Genomic DNA, 18141 nt, shown 5'->3' on the forward strand with positions numbered 1-18141 from the left:
CGGTCCGTGCGGTGCGGGTACGGCGGTGCGCTCCTGGCCCCGGGCGGGGCCAGGAGCGCACGAGAGGCGCGTCAGGGCGTCTGGTACGCCTCCCCCTCGCTGAACTGGCCCGCGGGCCAGCCGGTGTTGCCGCTGACGGTCAGGCACAGGTGGCGCAGGTTCGTACCGCTGGGCAGGGACACGGTCGCGGTGTTGCCGCCGGCCGGGTCGAAGCGGTACCCCTGCGCGCCCACGACGGTCGAGTAGTGGGAGCCGTCGGTGCTGCCGAGCACGGTGATGGTCTGGGTACGGGCAGCCCAGGCCGGGGACGGCGGCAGTTTCAGCACCAGGCGGCGCACGGCGTAGGAGGCGCCGAGGTCCACCGTCCAGGACTGCGGGAAGGCGTTGTTGGTGGACTCCCAGTACGAGTTCGCGTCGCCGTCGACCGCCTTGCCCGGCGTGTAGACGTCCTGGGAGCCGGTCGCGGTGGCCGGGCGGCCCTTGGCGAGGTTGCGGTTCGGGTCCGGGTCGGGGTTGCCCTGTCCGGGCCGGGGCCAGGTGGTGCAGTCCGTCCAGGTGGAGGACCAGCCGGAGTTGCCGCCGCCGTCGGTGAGCACGAAGGAGCCGGAGTCCACCGGGTAGGGGCAGTTGTAGACGCCGGCCGCCCCGACCTGGGTGGCGGTGACGTTCTTGAACGTGGCCGCGCCCTGTGCCTCGGCCTGGACCACGACCGTCCCGGTGTTCCGCACGGTCGCGCCGGCCACATGGACGTTCTTCACCGGGTGGCCGTGCCCGCCGCCGGAGACGAACTCGAAGGCGCTGTACGGGCTGTCGGTGATCGTGGTGTCGGTGATGTCGACGGTGGCGTTGATGGCGCTGTCGTAGGAGTCGACGCGCAGGGCGCCCATGGGGTGGTTCCAGTTGGGGTTCATCGCGCCCGCGCGGACGAGCGTGTTGCCGTCGACGGTGATGGTGCCGGCCAGCGGGCTGAAGGGGTCGAGGAACTTCTGGTTGGAGATGGCGATACCGCTGCCGAGGGCGTTGGTGTCGGAGATCAGGTTGTTCCGCACGGTGATGTCGGTGCCGCCGTAGACGGCGATGCCGTTGGCCAGGTTGGGCTGCGAGATCGTGTTGTTCTCGAAGCTGGAGTCCGTGTCCGGGGAGTACAGCGACCACATGGCGAGGGAGTCGTCGCCCTGGTTGCGCAGGAAGTTGTTGCGGACGCGGACGCCCTTGGCGGTGCCGTTGAGGTTGAGGCCGTCGGCCGTGGTGTCGAGGATGCGGCTGTCCTCCACCACGAGGTTGTCGTTGTTGCCCGTGAGCCAGAGGCCGACCTTCAGGTGCTGCAGCCACATGCCGGAGACCGACGAATTCGGGCCCAGGGAGCCGTTGACGAAGTTGTCGGGGCTGGAGTCGACACGCTCGGTGACCTCGCCGATGACGGCGAAGTCCTTGATCCGGGCGTTCCCGGCGGAGCTGGACTGGTCGATGAAACGGGAGGTGTGCACGACCGAGTACCAGCTGCCGGCGCCCTGCAGGGTCACGTTCTGCACGCCGTTCAGCGAGGAGGTGATGCGGTAGTCGCCCGGCGGGATCCAGACCGTGCCGCCCTGGGCGGCGGCGATGGCGTCCCGGAAGGCCTGGGTGGAGTCGCCGTTGCCGCTGGGGTCGGCGCCCTCGGCGACGACGGACACGGAGCCGGCGGGCCGGCCGGCGGCCGGGGCCACCTGCTCGAAGTCGGCGACGTCGACGGTGACCTGGACGCCCGCCGCCTCGACGGCGACCTTGTCGCCGGCCCGGACGGTCTGCCCGAGCAGCAGCCGGGTGTCGTCGAAGAAGTGGTGCGTCTTCGAACCGGGGATCCAGCCGGTGTCGATGTAGGAGTACTTGGAGGTGACCGGGAGGGTCTTGGCGAGCCTGGTGCCGTTGACGTACACGTTCAGCGCACCGGACTGGCCGTCCGGGACGCTGTAGGCCACGTTCAGCGCGTTGGCCGTGCGCGGCGCGGTGAACTCCACCCGCTGTCCGGCGGAGAGCCGGACGGCCTGGCGGCCGGAGGCCTCCGAGGCGAGGGTGCCCTGGGTGTGGTCGGGCCCGATCCTCGTGCCGTCGGTGGTCGCCGACTCGGCTTCCACGGAGGTGAACGGAAGCGTGGCCCCCGCCGCCGCGTGGGCGGCCGGTGCGAGGGTGACGAGCATGCCGGCGGCGAAGGCGACGACCGCCCCGGCCGCCGGCACGCGCCTGACGTGTCCGGCGCTGCTGCTGTGCATGTGCTGATCCCTTCGTGGTGGGGGTGCGTGGGATAGCAAGGTGCGTACGGGCGCGGCTCAGGCGCGCAGCCAGGCCGCCGTGTCCTGCGGCAGCCGGCCCGACTCGTCCAGGGGGCCGCTGCCGAGCAGGAGTCGGGAGTGCGCGGGGAGGCCTGCGGGCGTGGGCGCGAGGTTCACCACGCACAGCACTCCGTCCGCGCGGGAGAAGGCGAGCACGCCCTCGGGGGCGGGCAGCCAGGTCAGGGGGCCCTCGCCGAACTCCGGACGGAGGGCGACGGCCCTGCGGTACAGGGTGAGCATGGAGTGGGGGTCCCGCTGCTGGCGGTCGACGGCGTACATGGGCCAGTCGGGCGGCTGCGGCAGCCAGGGCTCCTTGCGGGAGCCGAATCCCGCGTACGGCAGTCCGGCGGCCCACGGCAGCGGCACCCGGCAGCCGTCGCGGCCGGGGTCGGTCCCCCGCGAGCGGAGGTACATCGGGTCCTGGATGCGGCCGGCCGGGATCTCGGCCTCGGGCAGGCCCAGTTCCTCCCCCTGGTAGAGGTACACCGCGCCGGGCAGGGCCAGGGAGAGCAGGGCGGCGGCCCGCGCCCTGCGGGTGCCGAGCACCGGATCGGCCGGCGTGCCGAAGGCCTTGGTCGCGAAGTCGAAGGCGGTGTCCTCGCGGCCGTACCGGGTGACCGTGCGGGTGACGTCGTGGTTGCACAGCACCCAGGTGGCCGGGGCGCCGACGGGGGCGTGCTCGGCGAGGGTGGTGTCGATCGCCTCGCGCAGCCGGGCGGCGTCCCAGGGGCAGGACAGGAAGGAGAAGTTGAAGGCGGTGTGGAGTTCGTCGGGGCGCAGGTAGCGTGCGAAACGCCCGGGGTCGGGCAGCCAGACCTCGCCGACGAACACGCCGTCGTACTCGTCCGCCACGCGGCGCCAGGAGCGGTAGACGTCGTGGAGTTCGTCGCGGTCGACGAAGGGGTGCGGCCGCGGGTGCGCGGCGAGGTCGGGGAGGTCCGGGTCCTTGGCGAGCAGGGCCGCCGAGTCGATGCGGACGCCGGCGACACCCCGCTCGAACCAGAAGCGCAGGATGTCCTCGTGCTCCTGGCGGACGGCCGGGTGGGCCCAGTTCAGGTCGGGCTGTTCGGGCGTGAACAGGTGCAGGTACCAGTCGCCGTCGGGCAGCCGGGTCCACACCGGCTCGGTGGAGCCGGCGAACTGCGACGGCCAGTCGTTCGGCGGGAGTTCGCCTCGCGCGCCGCGGCCGCGCCGGAAGTGGAACAGTTCGCGCTCCGGGCTGCCCGGCCCGGCGGCGAGTGCCGCCCGGAACCAGGGGTGCTGGTCCGAGACGTGGTTGGGCACGATGTCGACGATGGTGCGGATGCCCAGCTCCCGCGCCTCGGCGATCAGCTTCTCGGCTTCGGCGAGGGTGCCGAAGGCCGGGTCGATGGTCCGGTAGTCGGCGACGTCGTAGCCGCCGTCCTTCAGCGGTGAGAGGTACCAGGGGGTGAACCACAGGGCGTCCACGCCGAGTTCGGCCAGGTACGGCAGCCGGGTGCGGACGCCCGCGAGATCGCCGGTGCCGTCGCCGTCACCGTCGGCGAAGCTGCGGACGTACACCTGGTAGATGACGGCGGAGCGCCACCAGTCACGGTCTTTTCGGGCAGGGGTGGGCTGTCCCACTGAGCTTGCCTTTCTCTGGACGGGCGGCGGCGTCAGCCCTTGGTGCTGCCCGCGCTGATCCCCGCGATGATGTGCCGCTGGAAGACGAGGAACAGCGCGACCATCGGGACGCTGGCGATCACCATCGCGGCGATGAGCACGGTGAGCTGGATGTTCTGCGACAGCTGGACCAGGGCCACGCTGATCGGCTGCTTGCCGGTGTCGGAGAAGACCATGAGCGGCCACAGGAAGTCCTGCCAGACGGCGACCAGCGCGAAGATCGACACCACGCCGAGCACCGGCCGGGACATGGGCAGGACGACGGACCACAGGATCCGCAGCTTGCCGGCGCCGTCGATCTCGGCGGCCTCCAGCACATCGCGCGGCAGCTGGTCGAAGAACCGTTTGAGCAGGTACAGGTTGAAGGCGTTGGCGACCGCCGGCAGCCAGATGGCGAGGGGGTCGTCGAGCAGGCTGGTGTGGATCAGCGGCAGGTCGGCGACCGTCAGGTACTTCGGTACGACCAGGGCCTGCGCCGGGACCATGAGGGTGGCGAGGATGCCGCCGAGGACCACCTTGCCGAAGGCGGGCTTCAGCCTGGACAGGGCGTAGGCGGCGGCCGTGCAGAAGACGAGCTGGCAGGCCCAGGCGCCGGCCGCCTGGACGAGCGTGTTGAGCAGGTGCTGCGGGAGCTGCATGAGGTCCCAGGCGTCGGTGTAGCCGCCGGGGTGCCAGTGCTCCGGCAGCAGCGTCGGCGGGGTCCTGGCCACCTCGTCCGGGGATTTCAGCGCACCGGTCACCATCCAGTAGACCGGGAAGAGGAAGGCCACGGCGAAGAGGACGACGACGGCCGTGAACACCGTCCAGTAGACGGCCTTTCCGCGCGGGCGGGCGAGGGCGGCCGGGGAGATCAGGGTGCGGGTACTGCTCATGCGTCCCCCTCGGTCCGGGTGAGCCGCAGGTAGACCCCGGAGAAGGCGCCGAGCAGGAGCAGCAGCATGACGCTGAGGGCGCAGGCGCCGCCGAAGTCGTTGTAGAGGAAGGCGTACTTGTAGATGAGGTAGAGGACGGTGACCGTGGCGTTCTCCGGGCCGCCGCCGGTGATGACGAAGGGCTCGGTGAACACCTGCATGGTGGCGATGATCTGAAGGAGCATCAGCATCAGGATCACGAACCGGGTCTGCGGGATCGTGACGTGCCGGACGCGCTGCAGCAGGCCGGCGCCGTCCAGTTCGGCGGCCTCGTACAGCTCGCCGGGGATGGACTGCAGGGCGGCCAGGTAGATGAGGACGGTGCCGCCCATGTTGGCCCAGGTGGCCACGATCACCAGGGAGACGAGCGCGGTGTCGGCGCCGTTGGACCAGTTCGAGGTGGGCAGGTGCAGGAAGCGCAGGGTCTCGTTGGCGAGGCCGGCTCCCGGGTCGTAGAACCACTTCCACAGCAGTGCGCTGACCACCGGCGGGATCATCACCGGCAGGTAGACGACGACCCGGAAGAACGCCTTGGCGTGCCGCAGTTCGTTGAGGACGAGGGCCAGCACGAAGGGGATCGCGAAGCCGATGAGCAGGGCCAGCAGGGTGAAGGTGAGGGTGTTGCGCCAGGCGGCGGTGAACTCGGGGTCGTGCAGGACCCGGGTGAAGTTGTCGGTGCCGACCCACGCGGGCGGTGAGCCGGGCGTGTACTTCTGGAAGGCGATGACGACCGCCCGGATCGCCGGGTACCAGGAGAACAGGGCGAAGCAGAGCAGGCCGCCGAGGAGGAAGCCGTAGGCACGGAGCTGGTCGGTCAGGCGGCGCCGCCTGGAGTCCCGCACCGGGGGCGGCGCCGGGACTTGGTGGGCGGCGGCCTTCGTGACGCGGCGCCGCTCGGCCGTCTTCGTCATCCCGGTCAGCTCCGGGCCAGGATGCCGTCGATCTTTCCGGACGCGTCCTTCAGCAGCTGGTCGATGTCGGCGTCCTCCTTGGTCAGCACCGCGGACACGACGGAGTCGAGGACGGAGTAGATCTGCTGCGCGTGAGGCGGTTCGATCTTCAGCTGGAGCTGCCGGCTGCCGTCGAGGAACGCCTGGTAGTTCTCCACCGGGACGTTTGCGTCGGCCTTCTTGGCCTGCTGGTCCTTCGTGTCGGCGGCGCCGGTGAACAGGCGCGGCTCGGGCAGGCCGACGGGGGCGTCGTTCTTCCTGGCGCGGGCGTAGTCGCCGAGGAAGCCCTTGCCGGGGGTGAGGAACATGTGGTCGAGCCACTTCAGGCCGGCGCGGATCTGGGCGGGCGTGTCGTGCTTGTTGAACATGTAGCCGTCGCCGCCGATGAGGGTGCCCTTGCCGCCGGGCATGGGGGCGAGCGCGAGGTCCTTGTAGTCGCCGCCCTTCTCCTTGACCAGGATCGGGATGTTGTCGGGGGCGGAGAGGTACATGCCGAGCTTGCCCGAACCCATCATCTGCTGCACGTCGTTGATGACGAGGAGCTGCTTGCTGCCCATGGAGTCGTCGGTCCACCGCATGTCGTGCAGGTTCTGCAGGACGGCACGGCCCTCGGGGGTGTCGACGGTGGCCTTCTTCCCGTCCGCGTCGACGACGTCGCCGCCCTGGGAGTACAGCTCGGCGGTGAAGTGCCAGCCGCCCTGGTTCTGCGCGCTGTAGTCGGCGTATCCGACGGTGCCGTCACCGAGTGCGGCGATCCTCTTCGCGGCGGCGCGGACCTCGGCCCAGGTCGCCGGGGGCTCGTCGGGGTCCAGGCCGGCCTTCCGGAAGAGGGCGCGGTTGTAGATCAGTCCCATGGAGTAGCCGGTGCGGGGTATGCCGTAGACCTTGCCGTGCACGGTGTAGATGTCCCGCAGTTGCTTCTGGATGCTGTCGTAGCTCTTCAGTTCCTTGAGGTACGGAGTGAGGTCGGCGGCCTGTCCGACGTCGACGACGTGCGCGGCGTCGGTGAAGTACGTGTAGAACACGTCCTCCATCCGGCCGCCGGCGAGCTTGGCGTCGAAGGTCTTCGGGTCCTGGCAGGGGAAGGCGTCGTGCGCGACGACGTCGATGTCCGGGTTGCGCTCCTCGAAGGAGGCGACGTCCGCCTCGAAGAAGCCGCGGTCGACCTCGGCGCTCCTGGGCGGCTCGCAGTTGACCGTGATGCGGGTCCTGCCGCTCGCCGGCCCGTCGTCATCGGACCCGCAGGCGGTGGCGGCGAGGGCGAGGGAGGAACTGACGCCGATCGCGAGGACGGTACGGCGGAACCCGGTGTGTCTCATCGGTGGACCCCTCATGGCACTCATGGGCAGGAGCGGGTGGGCGCCGCACACTCAAGCACCGCCGACATCTGACCGCAAGATGTCGCGCAGGATCTGTAATTAATTGACAGCGGGATGGATCTTCCGGAGGTTCAGTCGCGCGGGGCTTGCGCGGTGGAGCCGCGTACCACCAGCTCGGGCTCGAAGAGCAGTTCTTCGGCAGGCACGGAGGTGCCGCCGATCTGCGCGTTCAGCAGCTCGACGGCCGCGCGGCCCATGGCCTCGATGGGCTGGCGGACGGTGGTCAGCGGGGGTTCGGTGCAGTTCATGAACGCCGAGTCGTCGTAGCCGACGACGGAGATCCGGCCCGGAACGGCGTACCCCTTGCGGCGGGCCGCCCGGACGGCACCGAGGGCCAGCGGGTCGGAGGCGCAGATGATGCCGGTGACGCCGCGGTCGATCAGCCGGGAGGCGGCGGCGTGGCCGCCCTCGAGGGAGAAGATGGCGCGGGCGACGAACTCGTCCGGGAGGTCACCGGCGATCGCCCGGGCGGCGGCCAGCTTGCGTGCCGAGGGCACGTGGTCGCCAGGGCCGAGCACCAGGCCGATGCGTTCGTGGCCGAGGGAGGCCAGGTGGCGCCAGGCCTGCTCGACGGCCACGGTGTCGTCGCAGGACACGGCCGGGAAGCCGAGGTGTTCGATGGCCGCGTTGACGAGGACGACCGGGATGTTGCGGTCGGCGAGCAGCCGGTAGTGGTCGTGCGGCGCGTCGGCCTGGGCGTACAGGCCGCCGGCGAAGACCACGCCCGAGACCTGCTGATGCAGCAGGAGTTCGACGTAGTCCGCCTCCGAGACACCGCCCTTGGTCTGCGTGCAGAGCACCGGGGTGAGTCCGAGCTGGGCCAGCGCACCGCCGATGACCTCGGCGAACGCCGGGAAGATGGGGTTCTGCAGCTCGGGCAGGACCAGGCCGACCAGACGGGCGCGTTCGCCGCGCAGCTGGGTGGGGCGCTCGTAACCGAGGACGTCCAGCGCCGTCAGGACCGCCTGCCGGGTGGCGTCGGAGACTCCGGGCTTGCCGTTGAGCACCCGGCTGACCGTGGCCTCGCTGACCCCGACCTTCTTCGCCACTTCCGCAAGTCGTCGCGTCATGCGCGCAAGACTAGCGCAAGTTACGCAAGCTGCTTGCGTAAGTGGCGACGAGGATCCGGGAGGCCGGGCCGGGGGGAGCAGCCGGGCCGGGCGGCGGGTACAGCCGACCCGGCGCCGCCGGCGACCTGAACGCCGGCGGTGCCGGGTCAGCTCTCGGGTGACGGTACGACCGTCAGGTGGGTGGCCGCGCCCTTCTGGCGGCGCGGTCGGCGCACCGGCGCGGCGGGCCGGCGCGGCTCGCGCGGGACCAGGGACAGCCGGCGCAGTCCCAGGTCCCGCAGCGGCTGCGGCGACTCCTCGATGACGCGGCACTCGGTGGGCCCGCGGCGCGGGTCCGGGTGGTGCAGGAGGCGTACGGCCCCGTCGAGGCGGGTCGCGGCCTCGCCGACGGCCCGGATCCAGTGCGGCAGGCCCTGCCGGTAGGCGGCCTCCATGATCGGGTCCTGGGCGATCTCCCGGCGCAGGGTCTGGAGTTCGTGGTCGTGCCCGTGCGCCTCCAGGGCGGACCGCAGCTCGGCCAGCATCGGCAGGCACCAGCCCGCCTCGTGCTCGCCGAGGACCTCGCCCGCGTCCGGGTGGAAGAGCACGAACCGCAGGAAGTTGTCCTCCGGCATGGCGGTCGGGTGGGGGCGCACACCGCGGAAAAGTGACTCGAATGCGCTGTTGGCCATGACCACGTCCCAGTGGCGGTCGACGACCAGGGACGGGCAGGACAGATGGTCCATCAGCAGGGCGTAGTCCTGCAGGTACGCCTGGTTCTCACATGTCTCGGGGACGGGCCGCGGTGCCGGCCGCTGCCCTCCTGCCTGATGTGCCATCGGGAGGTCACCCCTCTTGCCTCTGCGGCCTTTCACGCGGCGTTGCGATCCTGCTGCCCCGGCAAGAGTCGTGTCAACTATCGTGGCATTTCATGCCGGTTGACGGCTGAAATTCGCCACAGTTGTGGCGACACCTGGATGTGAGTTCGAGACACCCGCTACTCTCCGGGAAGTTCACGGCGATCGCTCGTGAGAAGCACGGACGCATCTGAAGCACGCACGCATCTGAAGCCCTTGAGAGACGTAGGAGTTCTGTCGGTGACGGATGGCTATGAGGATCCGGGCGCCTCGGCGACCGCCCAGCTGCCGGCCGTCGTCGCCCGCGTCACCGCGCTCGCCGACCGGCTCGGCGTACCGCATGCCGAGGTCTTCGACGTCGGACGGCTCTCCGTCGCCTGCGGTGTGCCGGAGCCGGTGGTCAAGGCCCTGCTCAGCGGTCGGCCCGCGGGTGAGCCGGACGTCCAGGCCCGCTTCCTGCAGCGCCTGGACCTGCTGCGCCGGACCCGGCTGAAGCCCGGCGGGCGCAAGTACACCCAGCAGGAGATCGCCGACGGCGCGGGCATGTCCCGGCAGCAGGCCGGCGCCCTGATCAACGGGGACCGGCGGCCCACCATGGAGCACTGCGACGCCCTGCAGCGCTTCTTCCGCGTGCACGCCGGCTTCCTCACCGCCGAGGACCCCGAGGCACTGGCGGGCACGCTGCAGCGCACCGAACAGGAACTGCTGCAGAAGCTCGCCGACCGGGAGCGGGCCGCCGCCGAGACCGCCGCCGACCCGCTGGAGCGGCTGCTGCAGGACCACGGCGTACGCGGCATCGCCTGGCGGGCCGCCCAGTTGCCCACCGACCAGCACCGGGACAAGGTCGCCGAGTGGCTGGACATGCTCCTGGAGAGCGTCAAGCGGCCCGAATCGTGAGCCGGGGGAGGACTGTGGGCATCGGCAGGGACATGCGCCGGCTGTGCAACGAACTGGTGGGCGGGCTGACCCTGCCCGCGCCCGCGGCACCGGAAGAGCTGTACCGCGCGCTGTGCGACGCGATGAGCCGCCGCCGGGGCCGCCCCGTGCACTTCCGTACGGCCGTCTTCCCGCCCGGCACGGCCAGCGGGCTGTGGCTCGACCTGACCGACCGGGACGTCGTCGTCGTGGAGGAGCGCACCGCCCCCGGCCACCAGTTGGTGATCCTGGGCCACGAGCTGTGGCACATGCAGGCCGACCACAGCGGGCACCATGTGGACGGTGTCGGCGCCGCCACCCGGCTCCTCCTCGAGGACACCGACCGGGAGGCGCTGCAGGCGGCGGTGCAGCGGGTCGCGGCCCGTACCCGATTCGACCACGCCGAGGAGCGGGACGCCGAGAGCTTCGGCCTGCTGCTCGCCAGCAAGTGCCGGGCCATGCTGGCCGGTTCGGCGGTGCGCGGCCCGGTCCAGCGGGACGGCGTGGCCGGCCGCATCGGGGCCTCCCTGGGCTACCCGGGCCCCCAGGGCTGAACGGGAGCACCGCGCCCCGGGTGGCCCGGCGTCCCGCCCGCCGGGCCGTCCGCACCCACCCCGGCACACCTCGACACACCCCATCACACCCCGCACAGCCCGTCCCCGAGGGAGCAGGCACCTGAGCCGCCCGGCCGTCCGGGGCGGGTACCTGAGCGGCCCGGCCGTCCGGGGGCGGGTACCTGAGCGGCCCGGCCGTACAGAGGCGGGTACCTGGGCCGCCCGGTAGTCCGGCGTGGCGGCCCGGGGTCCTGGTGTGGTTTCGCCTCGGCTGAGCGGGCGAACCGGGGCGGAGCCGGACGGCGTTGTCAGTGGTGGGCGGCAAGCTGGACATGAGCGCCGCAGCGCGCGTGACCGTGACGCCTACTCGGGGAGAGCCGACCGATGCCCACCGCCCTACTGACCGATCGTGAACGCACCGCCGTCCAGGCCTACCTGCGGCTGCTGCACACCGTGCGCGCCGCCTTCGACGGACCACCGGACGGCGGCCGGCCCGCCGTCGTACCGCCCGCCGTGCTGGCCGAGGCGGAGCAGGCGCTGGACCGGGCGGGACTCGCGGGCAACGAGGCGGAGTTCTTCCGGCTGCTGCACGACTGGTGCCCGCCCGCCTGACCACCGGACAGGACCGCGCCACCGCTGGCCACCGGACAGGACCGCGCCACCGCTGGCCACCGGACAGGACCGCGCCACCGCTGACCACCGGACAGGACCGCGCCGCCGCCGTCACCAGCGGGACCCCGCGACGACGGCGGCCGCCTGCCGCCCCCGTGGCCGGTCCGGCCCGCAGCGATCGAACGGCGTTCAGCTCCGCGAGCGAGGCACCGAGGCCGGCGGCAGCCGTACCTGACCGGTCGTCAGGACCGTGTCCCGCCGGGGTGCGGGACGACGACGGACGTGGCCGCCACTCCGTCGCGGACGATCCACCGGCCCTCGAAGTCCTGCAGCTGGTGACCGCCGACCACGGGCCCCGGCACGAGCAGGCGGGCCTGCAGGGTGCCGTGCGGCCGGCCGTCGGACGCCGCGTGCAGGGTGATGTCGGCCTCGGAGAAGTCCAGCCACTTCCGGGTGAGGGGGAACCACGCCTTGTAGACGGATTCCTTCGCGCTGAACAGGATCCGGTCCCAGTGCACGGCAGGCCACTGCGCGGCCAGCCGGTCCAGCCGCGCGATCTCGGCGGGCAGGAAGACGGTGGCTCCGACGCCCTCCGGCAGCTGCCCGTGCGGTTCGGCGTCGATACCGAGGGAGGCGAGATCGCCGGCGCGGACCAGGGCGGCAGCGCCGTAGCCGTCGCAGTGGGTCATGCTGCCGAGGATGCCGTCGGGCCAGGTCGGGGCGCCGCGCTCACCGCTGACGACGGCCTGCGGCGGCACGCCGAGCTTCTCCATGGCGCGCCGGGCGCAGCCACGGACGGCGGCGAACTCACGGCGGCGCTTGGCCACCGCGCGTGCGACCAGCGCTTCCTCCGCCGGGTAGAGCGGAGCATCCCACAGCGGGTCGTCAGCGTGGGCCTCCACGGCCACGACCGACGCCGGGAGCAACTCCTCGATCACCTGCTTCGACCTCCATAGGCAGGACACGGCGCAGCCTTCCCGGCGGTTCCGGACGCTTGCGCCATTCGCGGGGGTATCCCACGGAGACCTCCATGAAGCGGACTCCGTCGTGCCAGGTGGTGCGCGGGATGTGCAGATGCCCGTACACCATGGTGGCGACCCGGAACCGGCGGTGCCAGTCGGCTGTCAGACCGGTTCCGCACCACATGGCGAACTCCGGGTGCCACAGGACCTCGGTGGGGTGCCGGTCCAGGGGGTAGTGACCGGCCAGGACCGTCGGGAGGTCCTCGGGCAGTTCGGCGAGCCTGCGCTCGGTCTCCGCGACCCGTGCCCGGCACCAGGCCTCACGGGTCGGATACGGATCGGGGTGCAGCAGGTACTCGTCGTTGCAGACGATGCCCGTGCTCTCCGCGTAGGCCAGGCCCTCGGCCTTGGTGCTGCAGCCGGCCGGGAGGTACGAGTAGTCGTACAGCAGGAACAGCGGGGCGACGACGGCCGGGCCGCCGGGGCCGTCCCAGACGGGGTAGGGGTCCTCGGGGGTGACCACGCCCAGCTCCCGGCACACCTCGACCAGGTGCTCGTAGCGGGCGACACCGCGCAGGGTGACCGGATCGCTCGGATGGGTCCACAGCTCGTGGTTGCCCGGGGCCCACAGCACCTTGCGGAAGCGGCTCGCGAGCGTGCCGAGGGCCCAGCGGACGTCGGCGACGGTCTCCGCGACGTCGCCGGCCACGATCAGCCAGTCGTCCTCGCCGTCCGGGCGCATGTCCTCGACCAGGGCGCGGTTGTCCGGATAACCGATGTGCAGGTCGCTGATGGCCAGTAGCTGTCCGGCCCCGGCCGTCGACTCCACCCCGCACACTCCTTCCGATCACCCGATGGCACCACGAGAACACATGCACGCGGCGCCGGACAAGAGCTTCCGTCCCCGCGTGTCCTGTTCCTGCCCCCTTCGGACCTTCGCCGCGCGGCGTCGGTCCGGGCGCCCGGAATCCGTAACGCGCGCGTTGCCCGAGGGACCTTTGAAAGCCGTATGATCGCCCCGACACCGGCGCCCTCGACTCCCCTTTTCCCAGGGCCGTTTGGTGACCCTTCCTCCCTCCTGCCCGGGCACGGGCCGCTCCGCCCTGCCCGCGCACCCCGAAAGGCGGCCTGCATGCCCTCTCGCGTACGCGTCTGGCTCAACCGCACGTACGCGGAGAACGTGTTCTTCATGGATCAGCTGCGCAGAAATCCCAGTGACCGCGCGGTCGAGATCCACGCCACCCACGGCGACCCCGACTCCCCCGTGCTGGCCGCCGCCGACACCGCCGAGCTGGAGCCGGAGGGACTGTCCCCGGCCGGGTACGTCGAGTACGCCCTCGACCAGTGCGTGCGGCGCGGGATCGACGTCTTCGTGCCCCGGCTGCACCAGGCCGCGATCGTGGCGCAACGGGCCGAGTTCGCCGCGGCCGGCACGGCGCTGCTGGCGCCGACGCCCGAGGCGGTGGCCGTGTTCGAGGACAAGGCGATCGCGTACGAGGCGGTGCGCTCGGTGGGCGTGCCGGTGCCACCGTGGTGGCGGGTCCGGACGGCGGACGAACTCGTCGCGGCCATAGAGGAGTTGGAGGCGGGCGGGCACCGGGCCTGCTTCAAACCGGCCGCCGGCGCGGGCGGGGCCGGCTTCCGGGTGATCACCCGCTCCCCCTTCTCGCTGGCCGGCCTCGAGGGCTTTCCCGGCCCGTACGTGCAGCTGGACCTGGTGACCGAGGCGCTGCGGCGGGCCGGGAAGCCGGTGGACTGGCTGGTGATGCCGCGCCTGGAGCAGCCCGAGGTGTCCGTCGACTGCCTCACCGGGACCGACAACCGGGTACGACTGGCGGTGGGCCGTACCAAGAACGGCCGGCGCCGGGGCTTCACCCTGGACGAGCGGTGGCTGCGGCCGGCCCGGCTGATCGCGGAGGGCTTCGGGCTGCACCACCTGTCCAACGTCCAGTTCCGCATGTTCGGCGACCGCCCGGTGCTGCTGGACGTCAACACCAGGCCCGCCGGGGGCTTGCACCAGCTGTCGCTCTGCGGGGTGAACGCGCCCTGGTCGGCGGTGCAGTTGGCGCTGGGCGAGGAGACGGGCGTGATCGAACCGCCGTTCCTCGGCCAGGACTACACGGTGGTGTCGGGGCCGCGCCCCCTGCTGCCCGCGGCGCTTCCGCGGCAGCGGGCGGAGTCGCCGGAGGTGCTGCTGTCGGCGGTGCCCTCCCCGGCGCAGCCGGCCGCCGCGGCCCAGGTGCTCCCGCTCTAGGCCACCGGACGGCCGCGGGCCCCGTCCGCCGCGGCTCGTCGCGCGGATCCCCACGCCCACCCGGGGGCCCCACGGCTACCGGCACGGACCGATCCCGCTCATCTCCTTGACACCGGGATTGGTCCATACCAAATTCATTGGCGCACCTGTTCCGCACTTCCCCGCACTCCCCGACGCCCCCATCCCCACAGGGAGAACGCGTGCGCAACATACTCGGGCGTTCCAGACGCCGGCTTCTCGCACTCCTCGGTTCCGCCGCTCTCGTACTCGGCGGGGCCATCGCCCTTCCCGGTACGGCCCACGCGGCCGACATCCTGTCCAACCCCGGCTTCGAGTCGGGCAGCCTCTCCCCCTGGAGCTGTACCGGCAACCTCGGTTCGGTCGTCTCCTCCCCCGTGCACGGCGGCGCCAAGTCGCTGCAGGGCGCGGTGACCTCGAGCGACAACGCGCAGTGCAGCCAGACCGTCGCCGTCCAGCCGGACACGACGTACAGCCTCAGCGGCTTCGTGCGCGGCAGCTACGTGTACCTCGGCGTGACCGGCGGCGCCTCCACCTGGACCACGTCCCCTTCGGCGTACAGCCGGCTCAGCGTCTCCTTCACCACCGGCGCCGCGCAGACCAGCGCCACCGTCTACGTGCACGGCTGGTACGCCCAGGGCACCTACTACGCCGACGACATCGCCCTGGACGGCCCGGGCGGCGGCGGAGGCGGGGACACCCGGGCGCCGAGCGCGCCCAGCGGTCTCACTTCCACCGGCAAGACCTCCTCGAGCGTGTCGCTGAGGTGGGACGCCGCCACGGACGACGTGGGCGTGACGGCGTACGACGTCTACAGCGGCTCCGGTCGGGTACTGAGCGTCTCCGGGACGTCCGCCACGGTCAGCGGGCTGTCGCCCAGCACGTCGTACACCTTCAGCGTCAGGGCGCGGGACGCGGCCGGGAACGTCTCGGCGGCCTCCGGCTCCGTCTCCGTCACCACGGACGCGGGCCCGGGCGGCGGCACCGGCTTCAAGCAGGCCGCGCCCTACCTGTACGAGGGCTGGGGTGACCCGCCGAGCCCGACGGCCGTGATGAGCGCGACCGGGGTCAAGTGGTTCACGATGGCGTTCGTGCTGGACTCCGGCGGCTGCACACCGGCCTGGGACGGCAGCCGGGCGCTGAGCGGCGGCGTGGACCAGAGCGCGATCAACCAGATCCGGTCCGCGGGCGGGGACGTCGTCCCGTCCTTCGGCGGCTGGCAGGGCAGCAAGCTCGGGGCCAACTGCTCCTCCGCGAGCGCGCTCGCCGGGGCCATCCAGAAGGTGATCGACGCCTACGGCCTGAAGGCGGTCGACATGGACATCGAGAACACGGACGAGTTCGAGAACGAGGCCGTGCAGGCGAGGATCCTCACCGCGCTGAAGACGGTCAAGGCCGCCAACCCCGGCCTGAGGACCATCGTCACCTTCGGCACGTCCACCACCGGCCCGACGTACTACGGCAACCGGCTCATCGAGCAGGCCAAGTCGCTGGGCGCCGACATCGACGTCTTCACCATCATGCCGTTCGACTTCGGCGGCGGCTCGGACATGTACGGCAACACCGTGAACGCGGCGGAGGGGCTGAAGGGCAAGCTGAAGTCCACCTTCGGCTGGGACGACGCGACCGCCTACGCCCACATCGGCATCTCCGGCATGAACGGCCTGTCCGACCAGCAGGAGACGACGACCCCGGCGATCTGGACGCAGATCCGCGACTGGTCGAACGCCCACCACATCGCCCGGCTCGCCTTCTGGTCGGTCAACCGTGACCGGCCCTGCCCGGGCGGCGGTGTCGCCGAGAACTGCTCCGGCATCGGCCAAAGCAACTGGCAGTTCACCTCCGTCACGGCCGGGTTCACCGGCTGACCGGACGCGCAACGGCGGAGGGCCGCTCGGCGGAGCGGCCCTCCGTGCTCATTTCAGGTAGGCCAGACCCGGATGGACGCCGGTGTAGCCCTCGACCAGTCTGCGGGCCACGGTGACCGAGTCGACCAGGGGGTGCAGCGCGAAGGCCTTCACCGCGGTCGTCCGGGACCCGGACTCGGCCGCGGCCAGCACCTCGCGCTCGACGGCCTTGACCGAGCAGACCAGGCCGGTGGCGTGACCGGGCAGCGGACCGGCGGACAGCGGGTGGGCGCCGCTCGCGTCGACCAGGCACGGGACCTCGACGACCGCGTCGGCGTCGAGCACGGACAGCGTGGAGCGGTTGCGGACGTTGAGGACGAGTGTGGCGCGTTCGTCCCGGGCGATGGCCCGCATGAGGGCGAGCGCGACCTTCTCGTACCCGCCGGACAGGTCCTCGTTCTCGCGGTCGCCGGCGCCGGCGCTCTCCCGGTTCTCGGCCATGTAGGTGGCCTCGCGCTCGGCGCGGGTGCGGTCCCAGGCGAGCAGGGCGGAGGCGTCGGGGTCGGCCGCCTCGGCGTAGAAGCGGGCCTGCTGGTCGCGCAGGAAGGCGCCGCGCGTCTGCGGGGCGTTCCGGTAGGCGTGCACGGCCTCGCGGTTGAAGTAGTAGTAGTGCAGGTACTCGTTGGGGATCGCGCCGAGCGACTGCAGCCATGCGGTGCCGAACAGCCGGCCCTCCTCGAAGGAGCCGAGGAGCGCGGGGTCGGCCAGCAGCCGGGGCAGTTCGTCGCGTCCGGCGACGTACAGGCCGCGCACCCAGCCGAGGTGGTTGAGGCCGACGTAGTCGACGAAGGCCTCCTCGGGGTCGGCACCGAGCACCCGCGCGACACGGCGGCCGAGGCCGACCGGCGAGTCGCAGATGCCGATGACGCGGTCGCCGAGGTGGCGGGACATGGCCTCGGTGACCAGGCCGGCCGGGTTGGTGAAGTTGATGACCCAGGCGTCCGGGGCGAGCCCGGCCACGCGCCGGGCGATGTCGACGGCGACCGGAACCGTGCGCAGTCCGTAGGCGATCCCGCCGGCGCCGACGGTCTCCTGGCCGAGGACCCCTTCCGCCAGCGCGACCCGTTCGTCGTTCGCCCTGCCCTCCAGGCCGCCGACGCGGATCGCGGAGAAGACGAAGCGGGCGCCGCGCAGGGCCTCGTCCAGATCGGTGGTGGCGGACACCCGCGGCGCATCGGGAACACCGGCGGCCTGTTCCGCCAGTACCCGGGTCACCGCGTGCAGCCGGCGCTCGTCCAGGTCGTGCAGCACGACCTCGGTGACCCGCCCTTCCCCGTGGTCGGCCAGCAGGGCACCGTAGACCAGCGGTACCCGGAACCCGCCGCCGCCCAGAATCGTCAGCTTCACGCCCGCACCCTTCCTCACGCGTGTTCCTCCGTCACAACCCCTCACCGTGCCGGTGCCGTACCGGCGCCCTGGCGTACCGGTGCCGTGGCGTACCGGTGCCGGTGCCGGTGCCCGTGCCAGGGCTCGTGCCCCGTGCCGTATCGGTGCCCGTGCCCGTGCCTCAGCGTGCCGTACCGGTGCCCGTGCCCGTGCCCGTGGCTCAGCGTGCCGTACCGGTGCCCATGTCCGGGCGCCCGGCGGACTCGGCGAGCGGTACCACCTTGTCATCCGCCGCGGTCCGGGTCCCGCCCGGGCGGCACGACGCCCGGGGCCGTGTCCCCGCGCCCCCGCCGACCGCCCGCCCACACGCCCGCAGGCCCGACACGTCCACAGGCCCAACACGTCCGCAGGCCCGACATGTCCACAGGCCGAACACGTCCACGGGCCCACAGGCCTGCACTCCCGTACGCCGGCGCTCCGCCACGCCTGCACGC

Annotated in this window: 15 protein-coding genes; 5 read left to right on the plus strand and 10 right to left on the minus strand. The window is 72.0% G+C overall.

What is annotated here, in order from left to right; genetic code table 11:
- Nucleotides 1–71 precede the first annotated feature (71 nt).
- The 7 genes from JK359_RS29295 to JK359_RS29325 form a co-directional block, all read right to left on the minus strand.
- Entirely contained in the window at nucleotides 72–2249 is a 2178-nt protein-coding gene (locus tag JK359_RS29295) for a galactose-binding domain-containing protein (protein ID WP_201841981.1), read from the minus strand.
- Nucleotides 2250–2306: 57 nt separating this feature from the next.
- Nucleotides 2307–3914: a glycoside hydrolase family 13 protein gene (locus JK359_RS29300; RefSeq protein WP_201841983.1), complete on the minus strand. Its 1608-nt coding sequence runs from the start codon at nucleotides 3912–3914 to the stop codon at nucleotides 2307–2309.
- A gap of 32 nt (nucleotides 3915–3946) precedes the next feature.
- The gene (locus tag JK359_RS29305; protein ID WP_201841985.1) at nucleotides 3947–4825 is read right to left on the minus strand and encodes a carbohydrate ABC transporter permease; all 879 of its coding nucleotides are present in this window, start codon (nucleotides 4823–4825) and stop codon (nucleotides 3947–3949) included.
- The gene (locus tag JK359_RS29310; RefSeq protein WP_201841987.1) at nucleotides 4822–5775 is read right to left on the minus strand and encodes a carbohydrate ABC transporter permease; all 954 of its coding nucleotides are present in this window, start codon (nucleotides 5773–5775) and stop codon (nucleotides 4822–4824) included. Before JK359_RS29310 ends, JK359_RS29305 begins: the two co-directional genes overlap by 4 nt.
- A 5-nt stretch (nucleotides 5776–5780) precedes the next feature.
- Nucleotides 5781–7133, minus strand: coding sequence for an ABC transporter substrate-binding protein (locus tag JK359_RS29315; protein WP_201841989.1), 1353 nt, complete (start codon nucleotides 7131–7133; stop codon nucleotides 5781–5783).
- Nucleotides 7134–7264: 131 nt separating this feature from the next.
- Complete coding sequence (locus JK359_RS29320) at nucleotides 7265–8263, minus strand: LacI family DNA-binding transcriptional regulator (protein ID WP_201841991.1); 999 nt, start codon at nucleotides 8261–8263, stop codon at nucleotides 7265–7267.
- A gap of 146 nt (nucleotides 8264–8409) precedes the next feature.
- Nucleotides 8410–9081: an MmyB family transcriptional regulator gene (locus tag JK359_RS29325; protein ID WP_201841993.1), complete on the minus strand. Its 672-nt coding sequence runs from the start codon at nucleotides 9079–9081 to the stop codon at nucleotides 8410–8412.
- A 258-nt stretch (nucleotides 9082–9339) separates the two neighbouring features.
- Between JK359_RS29325 and JK359_RS29330 the strand changes: the two genes are divergently transcribed.
- From JK359_RS29330 to JK359_RS29340, 3 genes are all read left to right on the plus strand, one after another.
- The gene (locus JK359_RS29330; protein ID WP_201841996.1) at nucleotides 9340–9996 is read left to right on the plus strand and encodes a helix-turn-helix domain-containing protein; all 657 of its coding nucleotides are present in this window, start codon (nucleotides 9340–9342) and stop codon (nucleotides 9994–9996) included.
- A 14-nt stretch (nucleotides 9997–10010) separates the two neighbouring features.
- The gene (locus JK359_RS29335; RefSeq protein WP_201841999.1) at nucleotides 10011–10568 is read left to right on the plus strand and encodes a toxin-antitoxin system, toxin component; all 558 of its coding nucleotides are present in this window, start codon (nucleotides 10011–10013) and stop codon (nucleotides 10566–10568) included.
- Nucleotides 10569–10952: 384 nt separating this feature from the next.
- Nucleotides 10953–11180, plus strand: coding sequence for a hypothetical protein (locus JK359_RS29340; RefSeq protein ID WP_201842002.1), 228 nt, complete (start codon nucleotides 10953–10955; stop codon nucleotides 11178–11180).
- A 242-nt stretch (nucleotides 11181–11422) separates the two neighbouring features.
- On the opposite strand, the gene JK359_RS29345 is transcribed toward JK359_RS29340, so the two are convergent.
- A complete protein-coding gene (locus tag JK359_RS29345; RefSeq protein WP_201842005.1) occupies nucleotides 11423–12118 on the minus strand; it encodes a 4'-phosphopantetheinyl transferase family protein in 696 nt (231 codons plus the stop codon).
- The gene (locus JK359_RS29350; protein ID WP_201842007.1) at nucleotides 12066–12971 is read right to left on the minus strand and encodes a metallophosphoesterase family protein; all 906 of its coding nucleotides are present in this window, start codon (nucleotides 12969–12971) and stop codon (nucleotides 12066–12068) included. The genes JK359_RS29345 and JK359_RS29350 overlap by 53 nt, the downstream gene beginning before the upstream one ends.
- A gap of 303 nt (nucleotides 12972–13274) precedes the next feature.
- On the opposite strand from JK359_RS29350, the gene JK359_RS29355 reads away from it, so the two are divergent.
- Together JK359_RS29355 and JK359_RS29360 are read left to right on the plus strand one after the other, a co-directional pair.
- The gene (locus tag JK359_RS29355) at nucleotides 13275–14396 is read left to right on the plus strand and encodes an ATP-grasp domain-containing protein (protein ID WP_201842010.1); all 1122 of its coding nucleotides are present in this window, start codon (nucleotides 13275–13277) and stop codon (nucleotides 14394–14396) included.
- Nucleotides 14397–14596: 200 nt separating this feature from the next.
- Nucleotides 14597–16282, plus strand: a complete 1686-nt coding sequence (locus JK359_RS29360; RefSeq protein WP_201842013.1) for a carbohydrate binding domain-containing protein — start codon at nucleotides 14597–14599, stop codon at nucleotides 16280–16282.
- Nucleotides 16283–16330: 48 nt separating this feature from the next.
- Here JK359_RS29360 and JK359_RS29365 read toward each other — a convergent pair whose 3' ends face one another.
- Nucleotides 16331–17668, minus strand: coding sequence for a 6-phospho-beta-glucosidase (locus JK359_RS29365; RefSeq protein ID WP_201842015.1), 1338 nt, complete (start codon nucleotides 17666–17668; stop codon nucleotides 16331–16333).
- Nucleotides 17669–18141: the final 473 nt, after the last annotated feature.

It is taken from the genome of Streptomyces actinomycinicus, from assembly GCF_016741775.1.
Lineage (GTDB): Bacteria > Actinomycetota > Actinomycetes > Streptomycetales > Streptomycetaceae > Streptomyces > Streptomyces actinomycinicus.